The organism is Nostoc sp. ChiSLP03a, assembly GCF_034531215.2.
Taxonomy (GTDB): domain Bacteria; phylum Cyanobacteriota; class Cyanobacteriia; order Cyanobacteriales; family Nostocaceae; genus Nostoc.
The window spans coordinates 1-21025 of record NZ_JAVRBQ020000014.1; the positions used below are offsets into that span (position 1 = coordinate 1).

Consider the following 21025-nt stretch of genomic DNA (forward strand, 5'->3'; position numbering starts at 1 on the left):
CCCCGAGCTTAACAAAATTGAGCGATGTTGGTCATGGTTAAAAAGCCGAATTCGTAAGCAAATAATTCAATTTGGCTGTCTGAGAGATGCGATGGAAGCTGTGCTTCACACAGCGGCTTAACCGCCTTGGCGGTTGCTATACTTTCTCAAACCCCAGTTTGCTTTCTCATTTCAGTACATCGCGCACTCATGCAAAAGATTCGCTATATAGCAAAAGTTACTAAATTTGACTAGATTTTTTAAAATTGATTAATACAGAAGTCGATTAAAGGTTTTAACTTAATTTGAAAAAAGCATAATGTAAGAGGATGTTTGAAAAGTCCTCTTCTTGGTAGCAAAACGTTCTAGAGCCCCCTAAATCCCCCTTAAAAAGGGTGATTTTGAAAGGTTTTGCCCCCCTTTTTAAGGGGGGTTGGGGGGATCAATAAGTGCCTAAAATCACAGTTAACCACTTTTCAAACAACCTCTAAAACCGTTACTGTTGTTACATGCTAATCAACATTAATGTTTTTAAATAATTATTAGCGTCTATCTGCGCTTCATGGATATCCCAATCATAAGTAATCCTATATCACAATTACCGCTAAAAGCAACAGAAATTTCTCAAAAATTGCCTCTATCACCTCAAGGTGCAGAGGTAATTTTAGGTAACATTATAGAACCAGAACAATTAGTCATACCAGTAGCGCCCAATGCTACAAATATGTTTGGGCCTCGTGGTGCTTGTTTATTATCAGAAACTGGCCCATTATGGGTATCAGATACAGGACATCATCGATTATTAGGATGGCATAATTTACCCACCAGAGATAGTCAACCTGCTGATTGGGTAATTGGACAACCTGATTTTTATCATGAAGGACAAAATGCTAAAAGTACACCGGGAAGGGCAACTTTAAGTGTACCAACAGGGATTTGTGCTTGCGGTGAAGGGTTAGCTGTAGCAGATGCTTGGAATCATCGGGTTTTGATTTGGAAAAGCTTACCAAAAGATAATAATGTTCCAGCAGATTTGGTATTAGGACAAGTTAATTTTACTGATAATGAACCAAATCGAGGAAATCAGCAAGCATCTGCTAGTACAATGCACTGGCCTTATGGTGTTTACTATCATCAAGGACGGCTATTTATTGCTGACACTGGTAATCGAAGACTATTAATTTGGCATCAATTACCAACAGAAAATGGTCAACCTGCTGATTTAGTTTTGGGACAACCAGATATGATATCTCGCAATGAAAACGGCGGTGATTCTCCAACCGCAGCGAGTATGCGTTGGTGTCACGACATCGCCTTTTGGGGAGAAAATCTGGTTGTCAGCGATGCAGGTAATCACCGAATAATGATTTGGCAGGGAATACCAACAGAAAATAATACTCCTTGTGCAGTGGTTTTAGGACAAAAAAGCTTTAATTTTGTGGAAATGAATCAAGGAGTTTATTATCCTAGCGCTAGTAGTTTAAGTATGCCTTATGGTGTGGCGGTGGCTGGCGACTGGTTAGTAGTTGCAGATACTGCTAATTCTCGGTTGTTAGGATGGAGAAAGCCAGAATCAATTTTATCACTGCAAGGTGTAATGGCAGATGGGTTGGCAGGACAAATAAATTTTCAAAGTAAAGGTGAAAATCGTAATTTCGGACTACCTAAACGAGATAGCTTAAATTGGTGTTACGGGATAAAAATTTGCGGTAATACAGCAGTGATAGCTGATTCTGGAAACAATCGAATTTTGCTGTGGCAGTTTAACTATGCCGACTGAAGAAATTAGAGTTCGCGGTATTGTTCAGGGAGTAGGCTTTCGTCCTACCGTATATCGTCTTGCTAAAGCTTGCGGTTTGCGTGGAGATGTTTGTAATGATGGTGAAGGTGTATTAATTCGGGTATCTGGTAGTGAGGAAGCATTAACAGAATTTGTTGCCAGATTGCAAACAGAATGTCCGCCACTAGCAAAAATTAACAAACTAACTAGAACTCCTTATGAAGATGAACTTAAATTTGATAATTTTGTGATTTCTACTAGTGTCAGTAATGCCATTAAAACAGAAATTACTCCTGATGCAGCCACTTGTCCCCAGTGTCAACAAGAAATATTCGACCCTTTCAGCCGCTTTTATCGCTACCCCTTTACTAACTGCACTCATTGCGGCCCCCGGTTGAGTATTATTCGTGCCATTCCTTATGACAGAAGCAATACCAGTATGTCTGCATTTGCTATATGTCCCGAATGTGCAAAGGAATACCACGATGTCGAAAATCGGCGTTTTCACGCCCAACCTGTAGCTTGCCATGCTTGCGGCCCTTCAGCTTGGTTAGAACGCGCTGATGGTAAATCAGTTACTGCTTCCATGTTTTCTATGCTAGATGATGTGGATGCCGTTTGTACTTTGTTGCAAAAAGGTGAGATTGTGGCAATTAAAGGGTTAGGTGGTATTCATCTAGCTTGCGATGCAACACAGGAAACCGTTGTACAAAAACTGCGTCAGCGAAAAAAGCGTTATCATAAACCTTTTGCTTTAATGGCGCGAAATATTGAGTTAATTGAAGAATATTGCAGTATCAACGCCAAAGAAAAAGAATTATTAACAAGTTCTGCTGCACCAATTGTTTTATTACAAGCTTCAGGTAAAAAAGTAGTAGCACCATCGATAGCATCAAAGCAAAATACTCTGGGTTTCATGCTACCTTATACCCCGTTGCATCATTTAATTCTGCGGCGGATGAATCGTCCAATTGTTTTAACAAGTGGCAATCTTGCTGATGAGCCACAATGTATTGATAATGACGAGGCAAGAGAAAAATTAGGGGCAATTGCCGATTATTTTATTTTTCACAATCGAGAAATTATTAATCGGGTAGATGATTCGGTTGTGCGTGTTGTCGGTGATAAAGTTCAAATAATTCGCCGTGCCAGAGGATATGCACCAGCATCAATTAGTTTACCACTGGGATTTCACAAAGTACCACAAATTTTAGCAATGGGCAGTGAGTTAAAAAATATCTTTTGCTTATTGCGTGAAAGAGAAGCAATTCTCTCTCAACATTTAGGAGATTTAGAAAATGCTGCTGTTTTCAACGCTTACCAAGAAAATTTAAATTTATACTTAAATTTATTTGAGCATCAACCAGAAGTAATCGCCATTGATAAACATCCTGAGTATCTCTCAAGCAAACTTGGTAAAGAACTTGCAGACACAAATAAAATCAAAATTTATCCCATTCAACATCATCATGCCCATATTGCCGCTTGTATGGCAGAAAATGGGATTTCTCTAGATTCATCTCCAATATTAGGTATTGCTTTAGATGGTTTAGGTTACGGCGATGATAGTACACTCTGGGGTGGAGAATTTCTTTTAGCAGATTACCGAAATTTTAAACGACTCGCAACATTTAAACCAGTAGCAATGATTGGTGGCGAACAAGCTATTTATCAGCCTTGGCGTAATACTTATGCTCAATTAGTAGCTGCTAATCTTTGGAATGATTGCGAACAAAAGTATCCTGACTTAGAAATCGTAAAATTTCTGAAAAACAAGCCACTTCAACTATTAAATCAACTTATAGAGAAAAGAATTAACTCTCCTCCAGCTTCATCAGTGGGGCGATTGTTCGATGCAGTGGCGGCGGCTATCGGTATTTATAGAGAAGAATGTAGCTATGAAGGACAGGCTGCGATCGCAATGGAAGCTATAGTAGATGTTAGCAGCTTAAATAATGATAAAGAAACGCTAATATATCCTTTTAACTTTAGCTTTTCAGATAGTATTTATTGTATAGACCAACGCCCAATGTGGCAAGCCTTGCTAAATGACTTACAGCAGCAGATTCCCCAGCCAGTTATAGCTACCAAATTCCACCAAGGTTTAGCAAATGCGATTGTGGAAATGGTTCAGCATCTTAGTCAAGAAAATCTGATTAATCAGGTAGCTTTAACCGGAGGAGTATTTCAAAATTGTATATTGTTAGAGCAAGTTACCAAACGATTACAAACATTGGGAATAAAAGTACTTACTCACAGTTTAGTTCCAGCTAACGACGGCGGCTTATCTTTAGGACAAGCAGTTATTGCCGCCGCCCAATTAATACATGAGTGTTGATATTTGAAAAAAATTATCTCACAAATAGTTCTTTCTGTTTTCTTGGCGCTTTTGCGGTTAATTTACCCTAAAAAATAAAAAAATGTGCTTAGGAATCCCCGGAAAAATTATAGAAATTACCAACGTTAACCATAAATTAGCCATAGTTAACATTGGTGGTGTGAAGCGCGAAGTAAATATTGCTTGTATCGTAGATGAACAACATCCTCCCGAAGCTTGTGTCGGTGATTGGGTACTAGTGCATGTTGGCTTTGCGATGAATCGAATTAATGAAGAAGAAGCGGCAGAAACATTACAACTCTTCCAAGAATTAGCAGCACAAACACTACCAAAAAAGCGAAATTAACAGATACATAAAAATCATTACTCCTCACTTCCTATGAAATATGTTGACGAATTCCGCGAACCGGAAAAAGCTGAAGCATTATGCCGCGAAATCGCCAAATTATGCCATCGACTAGAAAAACCCATCAAAATTATGGAAGTATGCGGCGGACATACCCATTCCATATTTAAATACGGCATCGAAGAAATATTACCCCAAACCATCGAACTAATTCATGGGCCTGGTTGTCCAGTATGCGTGATGCCAAAAGGGAGATTAGATGATGCGATCGCCATATCTCAAAATCATAACGTCATTTTTGCCACCTTTGGCGACGCCATGCGAGTTCCCGGTTCCCAAACGAGTTTACTGCAAGCTAGGGCACAAGGTGCAGACATCCGTATGGTGTACTCTCCCTTAGATAGCCTGCAAATTGCTAGAGACAACCCCGACAAAGAAATAGTCTTCTTCGCATTAGGCTTTGAAACCACAGCCCCCAGCACCGCCTTCACCGTTCTGCAAGCAGCAGCCGAAAAACTTCATAACTTTAGTATGTTTAGCAATCACGTCCTCGTGATTCCCGCCCTCAAAGCACTATTAGATAATCCCGACTTACAACTTGATGGGTTTGTTGGCCCTGGCCATGTCAGCATGGTAATTGGCACTGACCCATACCAATTTATTTCCCAACAATATAATAAGCCGATAGTCGTTTCAGGATTTGAACCCTTAGATATTCTCCAATCAATTTGGATGCTATTGCAACAGCTAGTAGAAAATCGTTGTGAAGTCGAAAACCAATATAACCGAATCGTCCAAAAAAGCGGGAACACAGTAGCACTACAAGCCATAAATAAAGTTTTCGCCGTCCGAAATAGTTTTGATTGGCGCGGCTTAGGTGACATCCCTTATTCAGGATTAAAAATTCAACCTGAATATGCCCAATTTGATGCCGAACTTAAATTTACCATTCCTAACCTCAAAGTAGCCGACCATAAAGCTTGTAAATGTGGAGAAATTCTCAAAGGAGTCTTAAAACCTTGGGAGTGTAAAGTATTCGGTACAGCTTGCACGCCAGAAACACCAATTGGTACTTGCATGGTATCTTCCGAAGGTGCTTGCGCAGCCTATTACAAATACGGGCGACTCTCCACAACTGCCAAAAAAACAATCGCCCAAAAACCAAAAATAACTCAAGAACCCCTCCCCGCCTGCGGCTTCTCCTCAGATTAAATACTTCGCGTACCTCTGCGCTTCCCTCCGCGTTACTTTGCGTTTAAAAAAATTCAAATATGAATATTCCTCCCACAAATTCAATACAAAATCCTCTATTTGAAAAACTAGAAAAAGTTCGTCGTCACCAAACTAAAGTGCGAGATACTCATATAACCCTCGCACATGGTAGCGGTGGTAAAGCCATGCGTGATTTAATAGATGATATCTTTGTCAGCAATTTTGATAACCCAATTCTCTCCCAATTAGAAGACCAAGCCACTTTCAATTTAACCCCTCTCCTCCAACAAGGAGACAGACTTGCATTTACAACAGATTCTTATGTAGTAGACCCATTATTTTTCCCCGGTAGCGATATAGGAGAATTAGCCATAAACGGCACAGTTAATGATTTAGCTGTCAGTGGTGCTAAACCCTTATATATAACTTGTAGCGTAATTTTAGAAGAAGGATTACCCGTAGAAACCTTGCGGCGTGTTGCAGCCAGCATGAAATTAGCCGCAGAAAAAGCGGGCATTCAAGTTGTCACTGGTGACACAAAAGTTGTACATCGTGGTGCTGCCGATAAACTCTTTATTAATACTGCTGGTATTGGTATCATTCCAAGAGGAGTTAGTATTTCCGCCCAAAACATTCAACCTGGAGATGCAATAATCATTAATGGCGAAATAGGCAATCATGGAACAGCAATTTTAATTGCCCGTGGCGAATTAGCCCTAGAAACTAATATTGAAAGTGATTGTCAGCCATTACATAATTTAGTAGAAACTATCCTCCGTACATGTCCCCAAATTCACGCTATGCGAGATGCTACACGCGGTGGTTTAGCTACAGTCTTAAATGAATTCGCCCTCAGTTCCAATGTGGGAATTCGTCTCTTTGAAGAATCTATCCCAGTGCGTGAAGAAGTCAACGGAGTTTGCGAAGTTCTCGGTTTAGACCCGTTGTATTTAGCTAATGAAGGTAAGTTAGTTGTGGTGGTTCCAAAAAAGAATGCTGAAAATGTTTTATCAGCTATGAAATCCCACCCAGCAGGCAAACATGCTTGTATTATTGGCGAAGTTATTACCTCACCCCCAGGTATCGTATTATTAAAAACAGTTTTTGGTGCTGAAAGGATTGTTGATATGTTAGTAGGCGACCAATTACCACGAATTTGTTAATCTTTAATAGATTTTATAATATGCACGAATTTGGAATTACTCAAAATATTGTGGCAATTGTGACTGAACACGCCAAAGGCGCAAAAGTGCAGCGAGTTTTATTAGAAATCGGCAAACTTTCAGCCATTATGCCCGATGCTATCCGATTTTGTTTTGATATTTGCACTCAAGGAACAGTTTTAGCAGAGGCAAAATTAGAAATTTTAGAAATTCCCGGTTTAGCAAAATGTCGTCAATGCGGTGCAGAAGTTTATTTAGATAAACCGTTTGGAATCTGTAATTGCGGTAATGTGCAATTAGATTTAATTACTGGTGAAGAACTTAAAATTAAAGAAATAGAAATAGAGGAATTATGTGTGTAACCTGCGGTTGTTCTGATGATGGCGAAACTAAAATTACCAATCTAGAAACAAGTGAAGCTGAACATCATCACCACCATCATCATACTCATACTTTACCAGATGGTACTGTCATTACTCACTCCCACAGTCATGACACTCATATAGAAGCACCTGAAATTCATGCCAAAATACACAACACAACCATATCTTTAGAACAGGATATTTTATCAAAAAATAACCTAATAGCAGCCCAAAATCGAGGATGGTTTAAAGGTCGAAATATTCTCGCTTTAAATTTAATGAGTTCTCCCGGTGCAGGAAAAACAACTCTTTTGACACGAACTATCAATGATTTAAAGCATCAATTATTTATTAGTGTCGTTGAAGGCGACCAAGAAACTGCTAACGATGCCAAAAAAATTAAAGAAACAGGTTCTAAAGTCATCCAAATTAACACTGGAACAGGCTGTCATTTAGATGCATCAATGATAGACAGGGGTTTACAACAACTGAATCCGCCATTAAACTCAGTTGTGATGATTGAAAATGTCGGAAATTTGGTTTGTCCAGCCTTATTTGATTTAGGAGAAAATGCAAAAGTTGTGATTCTCTCCGTTACAGAGGGAGAAGATAAGCCGCTAAAATACCCACACATCTTCCGTGCTAGTGATATCATGATTCTCACCAAAATTGATTTGCTACCTTATGTAGATTTTGATGTTCAAAAGTGCATAGCTTATGCTAAAGAAGTAAATTCCAAAATTCAGATTTTTCAGGTTTCTGCAACTACTGGTACTGGGTTAGAAAATTGGTATGCGTGGCTAACTGCATCATTATAGTAAAAACTCTGCGCCCCTCTACGCTTTCCTTAGCGTACCTCTGCGTTTAAACTAAAACCTGTCAAATTAAGTCAGTGACTTACGAAATCCTTCTGGAAGTTCATCAAAACTGGAAGTATTTTTTATAACAAGTTTTTTTATCAGTAAATCAATCACAAAGTCGCTGTAGTTCCTCAACTGTATTTAGGGTTTTGATCGCCTGTTGAATCACTTTTAATCGCTGTAAATCTGTGATTTGGTAAATGATTGGCATTAAATCTAAGCCAGGAGTCCCAAATTTAATCTCCAGTGCCAATTCAATACCTGAATATAATTCCTCTCGTCGTCCGCGTGCCTCCCCGCGTGCTTCTCCTTCACGTAAAATTTCTTGATACCAAGGCGACTCACGCAACACAGCCATATCCCACCTCATGATTTCTTGGACTAGGGCACTCTCTATTACAAACGTAGCAAAAAAAGCCAAAACTGTTTCAAGTTGATTTAATTGTTCATCCTGACGCAGAATTTGCAAGGCTTCTCGAATTACAACCTCGTTTTCACCCCCTTTGAGGATGGGTACAAATGGAATTAAGGATGGTAATGGTGTCTCAAAGACAGTATTTACATCAACTTCCCATAGGTTAATCACCCGATAATCTTGAGTTGCTCTTAAACCTGCAACATTTGATGTATATGTTGTAGGTATTTCTGTGTTAGTTCCTTTAAGAATGTTGATTAATACCGGATAGGTAGGTAAATTATATTTTTCTTCAGCTAGAGCTGCATAAGCACGCATCCGTCGTGGCATTTCCGGTTTATAGCGCAGTTGTAATTCATTGACAACTAGAAATTTTCCATACTGCGGATTCTCGACACGGATAAGTACATCGCTTTGTCTACTAACCCACTGAAATTCTGAGTTGAGAATTTCACTTACAATAACATCGGGAATTTGTGTTACCCATTTTACCCAGTTATCGGGAGCAAGACTGATTAGGCGTTTAGTGCTGATATCAGCAGGTTTGGACATAAGCAAGTAGATAAGTTTAGATAAGCACTATTGCACTTTTATTTAGACTACCACTAATACTAATACCAATTCAAAATTCAAAATTAAGAAAGCCAGGCAAAATAAAGATTTGAGAGTATATATCTGTCACATACTTTTTTCAAAGTGGTATGAGCATGGACATTGCGATCGCCTAAATATTTCCGTCTAAAAATACAAAAACAAACCCAAATTACAGTAGTTATTTATAACTTAATAACTAACTGCATTCAATAAAAAAATAAATTTTATTTCTCATAAAATACAATACCCTGCACTTTAAAAGTACAGGGTGTTAGACAGCGATAAGGATGATTCCCAGTTTCTATTTACCTCAAAGCCAATCTCGATAAGCTGATATTTCATTTACGCTGATTTCAAACGGCGTTCCTTTGCCAAATGGCGGATAAACGCGAATTTTGCCATTGGCAGCAAATCGCTCTAACCTATTACCCAACTGGGGAATATTGCTGACGATATGCCAGTAAGATACTAAGTCAGGGCAATCAATAATTAATGTGAGGATGTTAGCATTTGTTGTCAGATACCACTGACAATTAGATAACAGTACTCGCGTAATGCGATCGCAGGCTAGATAAAAGCATCTACCAGCAGACTGTTCTAACTCCATTTGCAGCATTCCATCCTGTTTTGTTACCTCAGCGGGAGGTAAATCATCGGGAGGAAGCAGGTATAGTTTAGAAGACATAATTTCGCACCTCTTGGTTGTAGCGCGTCAAACTCTCTAGGTTTTTTTGCAAATCCGCAGACGAGGGTTTGAGTGCTAGCGTACCTAAATTTAATTCGTCCTGAAATTTCTTGATTTTGTCTCGACAAGTCTCCACATCACCGATAATTGAGTTCTCAATCAAATAATCTTCATCGAAACAAATATTTGTGCGATCGAATGGTTTTTGGTTGGGATTCGGATTATTCTGCAATAATTCAGCCGAATTAGCTTTCATTTTTTGGCTAAATTTGCGAACGAAAGGTAACGCTTCACTCACCGCCTCGTCAAATGTTTTGCCAATAAAAAAGAAGCGTGCCAGCACTAATTTTTCCGCACCACTAGAATTTAAGGCTCGATATTTAGCAACAGTATCCTTCAATCTCTCTAGAGAAAATGGCGGCCCACCCATCAAGCTGAAGGAATGTTTAGCAGCAAGCTCGATACCATCATCACCACCAGTGGCAATATACACTGGTATTTGACTTTGCAATGGTTTCGGGTAAATCGTTAAGCGATCGCATTGATAATATCGCCCATTAAATGATACATCAGTTTCATATAAGAGCTTTTGAATCAGTGCGATCGCCTCTAGCATCTTGGGACGGGATTCACTTGGGAGGGTCGCAAAATGCTTGTTTTGTTGAGGAAAGGGGCCGCCTTTAGCAACTCCAAATAATAATCGTCCATTACACAGATTATCCAAAGTGGCAATATCTTCCGCCACCCGAATCGGGTTATGGAATGGCAGCAACACTGCCGCAGTGCCTAATTGAATAGTTGAAGTCAATCCCGCCAAATGTGCCATTAGCACCAACATGGACGGGCTGAGATTAGATTCACTAAAATGGTGTTCGCTAACCCACGCTTCCTCAAAACCTAAGCTTTCTGCCTGTTTTACCAGTGCAACTTGCTCAAAGATGGCACGACGAGCATCTTGGTGAAAATTATCGTAATTGCAGAAAATTCCAGTTTTCATTACTTGCGTTGATACTTTGTATTCACCGTAGGTGCTGGTTATTCTAGTGGTCGATAGGTTTGTAGTAAGCACAAAGCATGCTTAAATATTTGAGGAATAAAGTCCTCTCTACAAAAGAATTTACCCCTCTCAATTAATGCGATGAATCACTAAGTTGCAACCCACTGCAACTCCAACCATAGACGTGGGTTGTTCTCTTTGACCTTCGACATCGGATCGCGCAACAATCGCTTGGCATTCATACAAACAACCTGGATTAAACCCATGTTGTCTGCTACTTCTCTGAGTATTTCTTTTTGAGCTTGCACGCAGGAAATCATTTCGTCAGAGCAATAAATTCCTATATATTGCAAACGTCTAGCAGGTCGTCCCCAAAAACAGGTGATGACTTTCACATAACACCCATCCAGCAATTCTCCAACTTGCGGGTAGTAATGGTTGACGACTCTTGTGAATTCTTTGGCTAAGATATCTTCAGCAATCATTGGAACTGATATTTCTGTAGCGTCTATCACGCTATTTAATATAACATAATTTTATCAATTAAATATGACAAAATAGCTGATTAAGATTAAATAAAAGCTTAAATATGACATAAAAAAAGAGGTGTGCCTCATTTGGCATCACCTCAAATCTGCGTAAAGCATTTTTATACAATTAACTCATGTGGGTTAGGCTGAAAAGCCCGCCCAGTTTATATGGCGGACAAGATGCCCACCCCACAATATTGGATAATTTTTTTCTTGGATTTTCCTAATCGCCAGGTATATTTGTGAACGCAATGCTCCCTAATACTATGATGTTGAATTCCAAGTTTTGAATTTTAATTATTAGCGAGCATTGCGTTCACAAACTAAGACCTCTGCTATGATTTCCGGTACATTTATAAAGTCCGTAAATCCTTCATAACCACGGATTGGTGAAATAAATGTATAGTTTGGATCGCACGCTCCAGTGTCATATACTTGAATAAACCACCGATCGGGAAATCCTTCTATACCTAGTTCCACAGTGTACCAACTCTCGCCAATCAGACGAGAGTTAAAGATTGTAAACCACTCTCTGTTTTCTTCTGAAATATTCCAGTCTGCCATGAGCAGTTCTAAAGCTATTTGTCCCGCATCCGTCGAAGTCAACAGCATTTTTACTCCTTATTTGCAACTTCAGTATTTGCAACTTCAGTACTGGGAACTTCTGGGTATAAACCTAATTCTTTCGCTAGCTCACGTGCCACAAAAAATAAAAATTGGGCACCATCTTGATTGCCTTCATGAGCAAACATAGTAGCTACTTGTAACATTGTTTCTACTAAACCGGAATCAATCAATTCGGGTTTAGCTTCCAAAATTTCTGGTTCTTGACCATTCGGACATTTAAGTAACTCATCAATCAGATTAAAATACAAGCTTTGGCGTTGTTCTTGCTCTGTCATGGTAATTTTCTTGATTTTAGTAAATTGTGAATAAGTTACTGTTCGATACTTTGGCGCCACAGCCTTTCCAACATTTCAACTTGTTCTTTTAAAACAGCAGCGCGATGAACCAGATATCTGTCGTAAAAGAGAATCCCTAACCCAACACAAATGGGGGTTAACAAGAAGAACCATTGCAGGATAGTGGCAAATTTATATTGTTCAGCAACAGTTAGCATTTGATGAACCACATTGCGATCGAAGGATTGAATGCTAGTCTGAGGGGAATGTGTACCCTCTTTCTGGGGAGCCAAGGCGGGAGCATCTGTAGTTGTGTTGTTAACTTCGTAAGCGAAATTCTGAGGTTTTACTAACTCTAGATGTCGCTCCCAAATTATGCCAAATACTACTAGTCCTGGTGAAAGCACTGCTAAGGTAACGACGCAAACTGTGAGAACATTAAAAAGTTTGGCTTTCATCTTGGCTCTCCCTTGCTAGGTAGTATGCACCCAGTAAGAAAATATCTTTTGCTGTTTATCTAAAGTAGGTATATAATTTCTACCTCTCAAACAGTTTTGATATTAAAATATGTGTAGTTGGTAACTTTTACAATGATTAGTTGTCAGTTATTTTTCTCGTCACTACTGACTACTGACTAATAAAAACTTACCACCATTTTTACAAAATATAGGATTATTCAGTCAGAAAGAACGCACTTGATTCGTGAATCTGGTTTCATCTTACTCTCAAAAGGGAGATTAAGAAGTCCCCCCTAGTTCACTAAGCTTTCGCTCAGGAATGTTGGGGGGTAGAGGGGAATCTCTGCGTAAATCCTATACGATTTATATCAGCCGCTCTCCACCAAACAGTTTACCCCAGCCCTGTTAAAATTATTAAATTCATTAGAATAGTACTCAAAGCCTGTAATTCATACCTGATAAGTCTTATAAAAATTCATTGGGGTATGGGTGCTAGTGTTTTTTGGACGGGGTTCTAGTATTTTCGAGGTGGGGTTCTGGGGTTTTTGCACTCAATCTCAAAGCAATGTAGGCAATGGTTAAAGACTGTTTTAGATGCAATTTGGGATTGACAAAATCTGCACTCAAAAGAAAATATTAATGTCTCTCGATAAAGATAGACTAATAAATTAATAAAAGCAATTAAATATTTTGAAAGTAAATTAGATTTCCAGAATAAATAGAAAATAATGTAAAAATTATTCATATATACAGAATTATAAAAATTGAATCTCAACCCAAGGACAATAGTCAGCAATTCCAAATGCTAAACTAGAAGAATGGTAAGCTAGCCTCTTAATAAAGTGAGAATTAATGGGAATATCTCATAAAAGTTCTTCCTAAACCTTCATCTTTTGTGGTTTAGTTAGAATGTATAGTATATGGACTCATTGACATTAAACGGCAAAATAAATACATCAAAGCTTATTGTTATAAGTAAATACTCTGTACTTAAGATTTAGGATTTTAGGGGTTAAAGAATGCGGATTGCTCAAGACATAACAGAACTAATTGGACGAACTCCTTTAGTTCAACTGAACAAGATTCCTCAAGCTGAGGGAGTAGTAGCAAGAATAGTTGTTAAATTAGAAGGGATGAACCCAGCGGCTTCGGTGAAAGACCGCATTGGGTTAAGTATGGTACTCTCGGCGGAAGCTGCTGGCTCAATTTCCCCAGGAAAGACCATTTTAGTTGAGCCTACTTCAGGTAATACAGGTATTGCTCTAGCAATGGTAGCAGCAGCGCGTGGCTACCGTTTGATTTTGACCATGCCGGAGACAATGAGCCAAGAACGACGCGCTATGCTTAGAGCTTATGGTGCATCTTTGGAGTTGACACCAGGAACTGAGGGTATGCGGGGAGCAATTCGCAAAGCCGAAGAAATTGTGGCTAAGACTCCTGATGCTTTTATGCTGCAACAGTTCCGCAACCCTGCGAATCCCAAAGTTCACCAGGAAACCACCGCTGAAGAAATTTGGACAGATACAGACGGGGAAGTAGATATCGTCATTGCTGGGGTAGGTACTGGTGGGACGATTACTGGGATTGCAGAAGTACTCAAACAGCGCAAACCGACTTTTAAAGCGATCGCAGTTGAACCTAGCAATAGCCCAGTCCTCTCTGGTGGTGAAGCTGGGCCACATAAAATTCAAGGTATTGGGGCTGGATTTATCCCAGATGTCCTCCGTTTAGAATTGGTTGATGAAGTAATTAGAGTCAGCGATGAACAAGCGATCGCTTATGGGCGACGTTTGGCAAAAGAAGAAGGCTTATTATCTGGGATATCCTCTGGTGCAGCTTTGTGCGCTGCAATTCAAGTCGGTAAACGAAAAGAAAATGCCGGACGTTTAATCGTCATGATTCAGCCTTCCTTTGGCGAACGCTATCTCAGCACACCCATGTTTCAAGATTTGTCTTTAGAAACCGCTGGCGTGCGTTAAGAAGACAGGGGGACAAGAGAGTAATAAATCTCCTGTCCTTCTGATTTGGCTCTTAGATAAATTAAAGCAACTTACCTTTTAAGTTACCTTTTGAGGTGCGATCGCATCGCAATATTACATTATTAATGCTTCTAACTCCTTGACACACCCACGGCTGCGTAAATATTGCTACGCTCATTTTCCCTAAAAGCCGTGGGATTATTATGCGGAATTTCCCTATATCGGGTTGCCCCTATTACAGGTCTTACAGTTCATGTCTACCCAATTATAGATGTAGTGCTTCTAGGTTGAGTGCAATACAGACTTAACAAACAGTCCTTACCCTGACAAAAAGATTTATTTTCTCGAAACTCTTGCTGTCTGGGTGGGTAAAGATTAACATATCTGTGGGCAGAAGCAATATCTCGTTAAATCAACCATAACAATAGTGGAAACCTTGCGCTGTCTATTTTTAATCTTGTCTAACACTAGTTAATTTTATCTGCATATAGTGACTTAAGACCATTACCTGCTAGGTTATAAATCAAGCACAGACTATACTATAGAAAATTTAGTCAAATTTCTTTACAGCTTTAAAATCAGAGGTATCAATGATTATAACTAATTTTAGCAAACAAAGAAATGAATTTAAGGAATCTAAAGTACTCAAAGCGAAACCACATTGGCAAGGGCAAAATTTGAGCGATACTGCTGTCAAAGGTAAAGATACCAAGATGCGAGATCCTGCACCTGATAGTTCGATTTTGAATAACTTAAATCGTGGTCGAGTTGCTATTTTTATTGATGGCTTAAGCCTGTTCCATACAGCCTTACAACTCGGCATAGAAATTGACTACGTTAAATTGCTTTGTCATTTAACTAGTGGTTCCAGATTGTTGCGTGCTTTTTTCTATACTGGGGTTGATATCAGTAATGAAAAGCAACAGGGTTTTCTCTTGTGGATGCGTCGCAATGGCTATCGCGTAGTAGCAAAGGAACTCGTTGTACCAGCAGAGAATTTCAAAAAATCAAATCTGAACGTAGAAATTGCTGTAGATATGATAACTTTAGCTCCTTATTATGATACAGCGGTCTTAGTCAGTGGCGATGGAGATTTAGCTTATGCTGTGAACGCTGTCAGCAGAATGGGGGTTCGGGTGGAAGTAGTTAGTCTGCAAACAACCACTAGTGAAAGTTTGATTGATGTTGCTGACTGCTTTATTGACCTCGATAGTATTAAAACACACATTCAAAAAGATTCTAATCTTGGCTATAGTTATCGCACAGCGTCAAATTCAAACCTTTAATTAAAAAGAGGCAAAGAGTGGGAGACACAGGGACGCATAAAAAATATCTCAGTGTCTTCATGTCTTTGCTCTCAATACGGTTCGGATAAGATCCCCCCGCCTGTGGCGACCCCCTTAAAAAGGGGGGAAAGAGGAGAAAAAGCCCCTTTTTTAAGGGAGTTGGGGGGATCTTCAAGAGACAAATATGTTAACCGAACCGTATTGTCTTTGCTGTGCCCATTTTGCTCGATCTTATATTTCAGATGGATATTTTAATAGTTGAAGATGAGCCAGAAATTGCTCGTTTAATCGAACTCTCTTTAGAAAAAGAAGGATTTTTTTGTCGCACTAGCCGCGATGGCATGAATGCTTTGCGGATGTTTCAAGAGCAACCACCGGATTTAATCATTCTAGATTTAATGATCCCTGGTTTGGATGGGTTGGAAGTTTGTGCCCGAATTCGCCAGAAACCAGGTGCTAAAGATCCTTACATTTTAATGCTTACTGCTAAGGGTGAAGAAATCGATCGCGTCATTGGTCTGTCTACTGGTGCTGATGATTATATGGTCAAACCCTTTAGCCCCAGAGAGTTAGTAGCTAGGGTGCGGGCATTATTACGGCGTAGCCTCCGCCAAGGAGGACAACATCAAGTCAATCGTACCCAACACTTTATTGTCGATGTAGACCAGCGTACTGCCAGTCGCCAGACAAATTCTCAAGAAGTTGAAATTTTGGACTTAACTACCCTAGAATTTAACTTGCTAACCACCTTTGTCAGTAATCCTGGTCGAGTTTGGAACCGTACCCAACTAATTGATAAACTTTGGGGAGATAATTTTTTTGGCGATGAACGAGTGGTAGATACTCATGTAGCGCGGTTGCGAAAAAAGATTGAACCCGATCCGGCAAATCCGACTTTTATTAAAACTGTTGTTGGGGTTGGCTATAAATTTGAAGATCCTCTGGTGGCATAAATGTTATGAAGATGGGGCTGAGAGGGCGGCTATTTTTCTCCCACTTAGTAGTGATGATTGTGGGGGTAGCTAGTCTGGTGAGCATCAGCAAAATCTCTTCCCCCCGCTTGTTTGTCTTGCATTTGGAAGGATTAGAAAATCAGGGGTTCGACTTAATCGATGTCCGTGCGGAATTGGTGACAGGATTTGAACTTGCTTGGCAGCGCAGCACTCTTTGGTCAGTCTTAGTGGGTACTACCGCCGCCGGAGGATTGAGTTACTGGGTGTCCAGACGAATTATGCAGCGATTGACCGAGATGGAACAAATTACCCAAAAATTTGCTGCTGGTCAAATGGATGCACGACTACCTGTGTCTGACATTCCAGAACTTAGTGGATTGAGCAGTAGTTTCAACCGCATGGCTGCCAGTTTAGAAGGCGTAGAAGCGCGACGGCGAGAAGTGATTGGAGATATGACCCATGAACTCCGAACACCATTAACTGTAGTGCGCGGTTATTTGGAAGAACTGGCTGATGGGGAAATTGAAGCGTCTCCTGAAATCTATCGGCGTTTAGCGAAAGAAACTCGACGCTTAGAGCGGTTGGTGAACGATTTACAAGAACTATCCAAAGCAGAAGCTGGTTATCTACCAATTAATATCCAACGGGTAAATTTGCGTCCGTTGTTAGAGTCATTAGTGGAGAAATTTTCCGACCAATTATTAGAAGATGGGCCAGTTATGCTCTTGAAATGTCCATCTGTGCTACCTCCTGTATTGGCAGATGTTGACCGTACAGAACAGGTGCTAGTTAATCTGCTAGGTAATGCAGTTCGTTACACTAACGAAGGTTCAATTACCATTACTGTTGGGATTGACGCATCTCAACTCTCGATTGCGGTAAGTGATACAGGCATTGGTATCGCTCCAGAAAATTTGCCTCATGTGTTTGAGCGCTTCTGGCGAGCCGATCAATCGCGCGATCGCCATTCGGGAGGTACTGGTATTGGTTTAACTATTTCCCGTCGTTTGATTGAATTACAAGCCGGTCAAATTCAGGTAGAAAGCGAATTGGGAGTTGGTAGTACGTTTCGATTTTTTCTGCCTTTGGCTTGAGACAAAACCTTCAATTCCAAGGAATTGACACAAGCTAGTCATGGCTGTGTCATACCCAATTGCTAATTTGAAAGTATCCAAAATTCTAGCTCGTTGACGAATGCCAGGATTTTAGAAATGCATAGAGTGTAACATTATGTCTACTTTTATTTTGGCTGCTTTTTTGGTTAGTTTACTCAGTGCTTCGGGTTATGCTGCGATCGCCTACTTATTCCCTCAAAATCGCTCATTAAAATAATTCGTAATACTCGCCAAAGGCGAGAAGCAAGCTACGTAATTCGTAATTCGTAGTTAAAAATTGAATTACGAATTAGTAATTAGTTAATCTCCTTTCTCAATAATTCTGGAATTTGAGAAGGACGTTCAGCTACTGTTACTTCCGCTTCTTTTAAAGCAGCTAATTTACTTTGGGCTGTGCCAAAGTCAGGATCGCGTCCGATAACTGTTGCTAAAGTCCCAGTTTGACGCCAAGTTTTTCCTGGTGGTGCAAGTCTTCCTGCAATGTAGGCAATTACTGGTTTATCAATTGCTTCAGCAATATACCGCGCTGCTGCTTCTTCACTACCACCACCAGGTTGACCAACTAAAACGATCGCTTGTGTGGTTTCATCCTCATCGAGAATTTGCAGCCATTGCAAAAATGAGGAACCAACGATCGCATCACTACCAATACTGACACTAATCGACTGCCCTAAACCTGCTTTTGTTAATTCGTAGGCAATTTCGTAGGTGAGGGTACTGCTACGACTAACGATCCCCACTGTTCCAGGGGTATAAAATTCGCTGGGTTGAGTTCCTAAGAGAATTTTTCCCGGTACAATGATCCCCGGACTATTCGGCCCGATTACCAAAGTTTCACAAGCTTCGGCTTTGCGGAGTAATTGCACCATATCCAAAGGCGGCACACCAGCAGTAATAATAATAATCTGGCGAATATTAGATGCGATCGCTTCTAATGCCGCATCCAATACGTCGTAAGGGTCTACACAAATAATTGTCGTGTCAATTGCCCCAAATTGTTCTATTACCTCCTCTACTAAATCAAATACTGGCAGTCCATGCAGTTCCTGTCCGCCGCATCCAGGATTGACACCAGCTACTAAATTTGTGCCATAAGCTTTCATTTGAGCAACATGAGTGCCTGATATAAATTCACAAAAGCCTTGAATTAAGACTTTACTTTCTGGCGTTAGATTCATAAAAAATTACCTTAAGTTTGGCAATCAGTGCCTTCAACCACTGAGCATAGAAACGACACATTTACAGTGTCCTATTGATTCAATTTTTACTGAAATTCCAAAAATTAGTCTGGAAGCTAAGTATTCCAAAAGTGAGAAAACGCACCTCTAGATCGGAATATCCAGTTTGAATGTACTATATAATTTAGTCCCAAAAAGCAAAGCTATACTTGATTTGAGCATCAAATTCAACAATTTATACCCGACGGTAAAAATTAATAATTTTTGATTCTTGAATTGGAACAAAATAACATTCACTATCTTTTATCGTAAATCACTCGTGTTTAAGACCCCAACCAGAACACGTAGCGCAAAGTCCAAGCTACTCAGCCTTTGGTCAGTTTCAGTCGGGGTTTAAATCCCCGTCTGAAAATGTCTTTGATTTTGAATTTTGAATTTTGAATTTTGAATTGTTAATAACCGTTGGTTTAGCAAGGAGAACTGCTGCTGCCACTGCCTCATCTAAATTTTCTACCACGACAAGCGCATCGGTGCGGGTTTTTAGTGTTGTCAAATATTTTCTCGCAGTGTTAAATTCAGAGCCAGCAAGACGGACAACTAAGGATGGAAAATTAAGCTCTCGCCGAACTTTATTACCATTAGAACGTACAACCTGTGATTGAAGTTCGCTGTCGTCTTGCTGCACAACTCTAGCTATAACTTCAGCCACTTCCTCAGTTTGCGGAATGCTACCTAGAAAGTTAATTAGTATTACTTGAATGCTTTTATCAGCCTCCAGCATTTTCAAACCTGTTTCTAGGCGATCGCGGAAGGTAGTTGGTGTAGTATCTGTAAGGAAAGCATGACGTAGATTCAAACAAAAACCTGGATTGCCACCAGCATTTGCAACTAAATCTAAAGTTGCCATCACTGAACCAGTACCGTTACCTAAAATACCGATTTTTCCATGCATTTGCACACCATCCCAGTCACCCAAAATACCGTTGATTTCAGTAGTGGTATGACGACTGATAATTTTTGCTGCCATCTCGGCAAAATCGGGATGACGCTTGATCGACCGTTCGTTGACCCTGACTTTACCATTAAGAGCCATAACTTGACTAGTAGTACTGACTGCCAAGGGATTAATTTCGATTAAATCCAGGTCTTTTTGGACAAATAAGTGGTACATCTTTTCCACAACGCTGCTTACTGACTGCATCAGCGTTCCTTGCAAACCCATTTTCAAAGCCAATCGTCGCGCATAAAATGGTGAGAATTCCTGTTCCACGACAACGTAGTGCATTCTTTCCCCAGCCGATTCCCAATCGATATCTGCTTCTTTGCAACCTAAAAGTACCGGTCGACAGGCAGCTGTGTCTAAAACCACTGCTAGATAAAATTCTTGGTTAGCGTCGTATCTAGATTCTGCCAGTACAACTTCCGGCAATTCGCCCCATATTGGTAAACTAAAGATATTTTGAGCAGCTGCGATCGCATCGATAGTGGTTTGGGCAAATCTGACTCCACCCGCTTTTGCCCGTTCCGCTCCGTGGACTTGAGATTTCAGTACAATTGGAAAGCGAATTTTTAACCGTTTCAAATCTGTAGGATGGTCAATTCGTTGGGAAGGCAATACCGGGATGCCTATCTTCGCAAACCATTCTTTAACTTGGTACTCTAATAAATCCATTGATACACCTTGTATTGACACTTTCCAAGATTTTGGTTATTCCTGTCTTGATATTTTGCAGCACCTTTATTGCAGAATTAACCTTTTTGCAGCTAGAAAAACTTATTTTTCACGGATCAATTTTATCGAATTCAGCAAATGAAGCATATTAATTTTGATAGTCAACTTGTTTGTGCCAGCAGCCCAACACATAATTAATCTTTTCAGCAAGTTTTCCAGCA

20 protein-coding genes and 1 pseudogene are annotated in these 21025 nt (G+C 40.0%); 12 read left to right on the forward strand and 9 right to left on the reverse strand.

What is annotated here, in order from left to right; genetic code table 11:
* The 8 genes and pseudogenes from RMY32_RS01820 to hypB form a co-directional block, all read left to right on the forward strand.
* A pseudogene (locus RMY32_RS01820) lies at positions 1-121 on the forward strand (IS630 family transposase); the annotation flags it as partial.
* Positions 122-541: 420 nt separating this feature from the next.
* A complete protein-coding gene (locus tag RMY32_RS01825) occupies positions 542-1759 on the forward strand; it encodes a hypothetical protein (RefSeq protein WP_322708519.1) in 1218 nt (405 codons plus the stop codon).
* Positions 1749-4097 (forward strand): carbamoyltransferase HypF, encoded by a 2349-nt coding sequence (hypF, locus tag RMY32_RS01830; RefSeq protein ID WP_322708520.1) that lies wholly within the window; start codon positions 1749-1751, stop codon positions 4095-4097. Before RMY32_RS01825 ends, hypF begins: the two co-directional genes overlap by 11 nt.
* 82 nt (positions 4098-4179) lie before the next feature.
* Entirely contained in the window at positions 4180-4443 is a 264-nt protein-coding gene (locus RMY32_RS01835; RefSeq protein ID WP_322708521.1) for a HypC/HybG/HupF family hydrogenase formation chaperone, read from the forward strand.
* Positions 4444-4476: 33 nt separating this feature from the next.
* Complete coding sequence (hypD, locus tag RMY32_RS01840) at positions 4477-5655, forward strand: hydrogenase formation protein HypD (protein ID WP_322708522.1); 1179 nt, start codon at positions 4477-4479, stop codon at positions 5653-5655.
* Between the two features lie 59 nt (positions 5656-5714).
* Positions 5715-6818, forward strand: coding sequence for a hydrogenase expression/formation protein HypE (gene hypE / locus RMY32_RS01845; RefSeq protein ID WP_322708523.1), 1104 nt, complete (start codon positions 5715-5717; stop codon positions 6816-6818).
* A 20-nt stretch (positions 6819-6838) separates the two neighbouring features.
* On the forward strand, positions 6839-7180 hold the full coding sequence (gene hypA, locus RMY32_RS01850) for a hydrogenase maturation nickel metallochaperone HypA (RefSeq protein WP_322708524.1): 342 nt from the start codon (positions 6839-6841) through the stop codon (positions 7178-7180).
* Positions 7171-7998: a hydrogenase nickel incorporation protein HypB gene (gene hypB, locus RMY32_RS01855; RefSeq protein ID WP_322708525.1), complete on the forward strand. Its 828-nt coding sequence runs from the start codon at positions 7171-7173 to the stop codon at positions 7996-7998. Before hypA ends, hypB begins: the two co-directional genes overlap by 10 nt.
* A 148-nt stretch (positions 7999-8146) precedes the next feature.
* Here hypB and RMY32_RS01860 read toward each other — a convergent pair whose 3' ends face one another.
* The 7 genes from RMY32_RS01860 to RMY32_RS01890 form a co-directional block, all read right to left on the reverse strand.
* Complete coding sequence (locus RMY32_RS01860) at positions 8147-9007, reverse strand: Rpn family recombination-promoting nuclease/putative transposase (RefSeq protein WP_322708526.1); 861 nt, start codon at positions 9005-9007, stop codon at positions 8147-8149.
* A 352-nt stretch (positions 9008-9359) separates the two neighbouring features.
* Entirely contained in the window at positions 9360-9734 is a 375-nt protein-coding gene (locus RMY32_RS01865) for a hypothetical protein (protein WP_322708527.1), read from the reverse strand.
* Entirely contained in the window at positions 9724-10731 is a 1008-nt protein-coding gene (locus RMY32_RS01870; protein WP_322708528.1) for an LLM class flavin-dependent oxidoreductase, read from the reverse strand. Before RMY32_RS01870 ends, RMY32_RS01865 begins: the two co-directional genes overlap by 11 nt.
* Positions 10732-10880: 149 nt before the next feature.
* Entirely contained in the window at positions 10881-11216 is a 336-nt protein-coding gene (locus RMY32_RS01875) for a hypothetical protein (protein WP_084226967.1), read from the reverse strand.
* Between the two features lie 345 nt (positions 11217-11561).
* Complete coding sequence (locus RMY32_RS01880; RefSeq protein WP_322708529.1) at positions 11562-11873, reverse strand: hypothetical protein; 312 nt, start codon at positions 11871-11873, stop codon at positions 11562-11564.
* Between the two features lie 2 nt (positions 11874-11875).
* Positions 11876-12163: a hypothetical protein gene (locus tag RMY32_RS01885; RefSeq protein ID WP_322708530.1), complete on the reverse strand. Its 288-nt coding sequence runs from the start codon at positions 12161-12163 to the stop codon at positions 11876-11878.
* Positions 12164-12198: 35 nt separating this feature from the next.
* Positions 12199-12621 (reverse strand): hypothetical protein, encoded by a 423-nt coding sequence (locus RMY32_RS01890; protein ID WP_322708531.1) that lies wholly within the window; start codon positions 12619-12621, stop codon positions 12199-12201.
* A gap of 1019 nt (positions 12622-13640) precedes the next feature.
* Between RMY32_RS01890 and cysK the strand changes: the two genes are divergently transcribed.
* The 4 genes from cysK (at position 13641) to RMY32_RS01910 (ending at position 17933) form a co-directional block, all read left to right on the forward strand.
* Positions 13641-14600, forward strand: a complete 960-nt coding sequence (cysK, locus tag RMY32_RS01895; RefSeq protein ID WP_322708532.1) for a cysteine synthase A — start codon at positions 13641-13643, stop codon at positions 14598-14600.
* A 590-nt stretch (positions 14601-15190) separates the two neighbouring features.
* Positions 15191-15886 (forward strand): NYN domain-containing protein, encoded by a 696-nt coding sequence (locus RMY32_RS01900; RefSeq protein ID WP_322683944.1) that lies wholly within the window; start codon positions 15191-15193, stop codon positions 15884-15886.
* Positions 15887-16128: 242 nt separating this feature from the next.
* Positions 16129-16839 (forward strand): response regulator transcription factor, encoded by a 711-nt coding sequence (locus tag RMY32_RS01905; RefSeq protein ID WP_322674510.1) that lies wholly within the window; start codon positions 16129-16131, stop codon positions 16837-16839.
* A 5-nt stretch (positions 16840-16844) separates the two neighbouring features.
* Positions 16845-17933 (forward strand): HAMP domain-containing sensor histidine kinase, encoded by a 1089-nt coding sequence (locus RMY32_RS01910; protein ID WP_322708533.1) that lies wholly within the window; start codon positions 16845-16847, stop codon positions 17931-17933.
* A gap of 317 nt (positions 17934-18250) precedes the next feature.
* Here the strand turns inward: RMY32_RS01910 and RMY32_RS01915 are convergent, their stop codons facing one another.
* Both RMY32_RS01915 and RMY32_RS01920 read right to left on the reverse strand, forming a co-directional pair.
* Positions 18251-19132, reverse strand: a complete 882-nt coding sequence (locus RMY32_RS01915; RefSeq protein ID WP_322708534.1) for a CoA-binding protein — start codon at positions 19130-19132, stop codon at positions 18251-18253.
* 382 nt (positions 19133-19514) lie between these two features.
* Positions 19515-20804: a succinate--CoA ligase subunit beta gene (locus RMY32_RS01920; protein ID WP_322708535.1), complete on the reverse strand. Its 1290-nt coding sequence runs from the start codon at positions 20802-20804 to the stop codon at positions 19515-19517.
* Positions 20805-21025 lie beyond the last annotated feature (221 nt).

Bases quoted from the DNA above. Each gene is read 5' to 3' on its own strand.
- RMY32_RS01825 (WP_322708519.1), top strand. From the start codon at position 542: ATGGATATCCCAATCATAAGTAATCCTATATCACAATTACCGCTAAAA.
- hypF (WP_322708520.1), top strand. From the start codon at position 1,749: ATGCCGACTGAAGAAATTAGAGTTCGCGGTATTGTTCAGGGAGTAGGC.
- RMY32_RS01835 (WP_322708521.1), top strand. From the start codon at position 4,180: ATGTGCTTAGGAATCCCCGGAAAAATTATAGAAATTACCAACGTTAAC.
- hypD (WP_322708522.1), top strand. From the start codon at position 4,477: ATGAAATATGTTGACGAATTCCGCGAACCGGAAAAAGCTGAAGCATTA.
- hypE (WP_322708523.1), top strand. From the start codon at position 5,715: ATGAATATTCCTCCCACAAATTCAATACAAAATCCTCTATTTGAAAAA.
- hypA (WP_322708524.1), top strand. From the start codon at position 6,839: ATGCACGAATTTGGAATTACTCAAAATATTGTGGCAATTGTGACTGAA.
- hypB (WP_322708525.1), top strand. From the start codon at position 7,171: ATGTGTGTAACCTGCGGTTGTTCTGATGATGGCGAAACTAAAATTACC.
- RMY32_RS01860 (WP_322708526.1), bottom strand. From the start codon at position 9,007: ATGTCCAAACCTGCTGATATCAGCACTAAACGCCTAATCAGTCTTGCT.
- RMY32_RS01865 (WP_322708527.1), bottom strand. From the start codon at position 9,734: ATGTCTTCTAAACTATACCTGCTTCCTCCCGATGATTTACCTCCCGCT.
- RMY32_RS01870 (WP_322708528.1), bottom strand. From the start codon at position 10,731: ATGAAAACTGGAATTTTCTGCAATTACGATAATTTTCACCAAGATGCT.
- RMY32_RS01875 (WP_084226967.1), bottom strand. From the start codon at position 11,216: ATGATTGCTGAAGATATCTTAGCCAAAGAATTCACAAGAGTCGTCAAC.
- RMY32_RS01880 (WP_322708529.1), bottom strand. From the start codon at position 11,873: ATGCTGTTGACTTCGACGGATGCGGGACAAATAGCTTTAGAACTGCTC.
- RMY32_RS01885 (WP_322708530.1), bottom strand. From the start codon at position 12,163: ATGACAGAGCAAGAACAACGCCAAAGCTTGTATTTTAATCTGATTGAT.
- RMY32_RS01890 (WP_322708531.1), bottom strand. From the start codon at position 12,621: ATGAAAGCCAAACTTTTTAATGTTCTCACAGTTTGCGTCGTTACCTTA.
- cysK (WP_322708532.1), top strand. From the start codon at position 13,641: ATGCGGATTGCTCAAGACATAACAGAACTAATTGGACGAACTCCTTTA.
- RMY32_RS01900 (WP_322683944.1), top strand. From the start codon at position 15,191: ATGATTATAACTAATTTTAGCAAACAAAGAAATGAATTTAAGGAATCT.
- RMY32_RS01905 (WP_322674510.1), top strand. From the start codon at position 16,129: ATGGATATTTTAATAGTTGAAGATGAGCCAGAAATTGCTCGTTTAATC.
- RMY32_RS01910 (WP_322708533.1), top strand. From the start codon at position 16,845: ATGAAGATGGGGCTGAGAGGGCGGCTATTTTTCTCCCACTTAGTAGTG.
- RMY32_RS01915 (WP_322708534.1), bottom strand. From the start codon at position 19,132: ATGAATCTAACGCCAGAAAGTAAAGTCTTAATTCAAGGCTTTTGTGAA.
- RMY32_RS01920 (WP_322708535.1), bottom strand. From the start codon at position 20,804: ATGGATTTATTAGAGTACCAAGTTAAAGAATGGTTTGCGAAGATAGGC.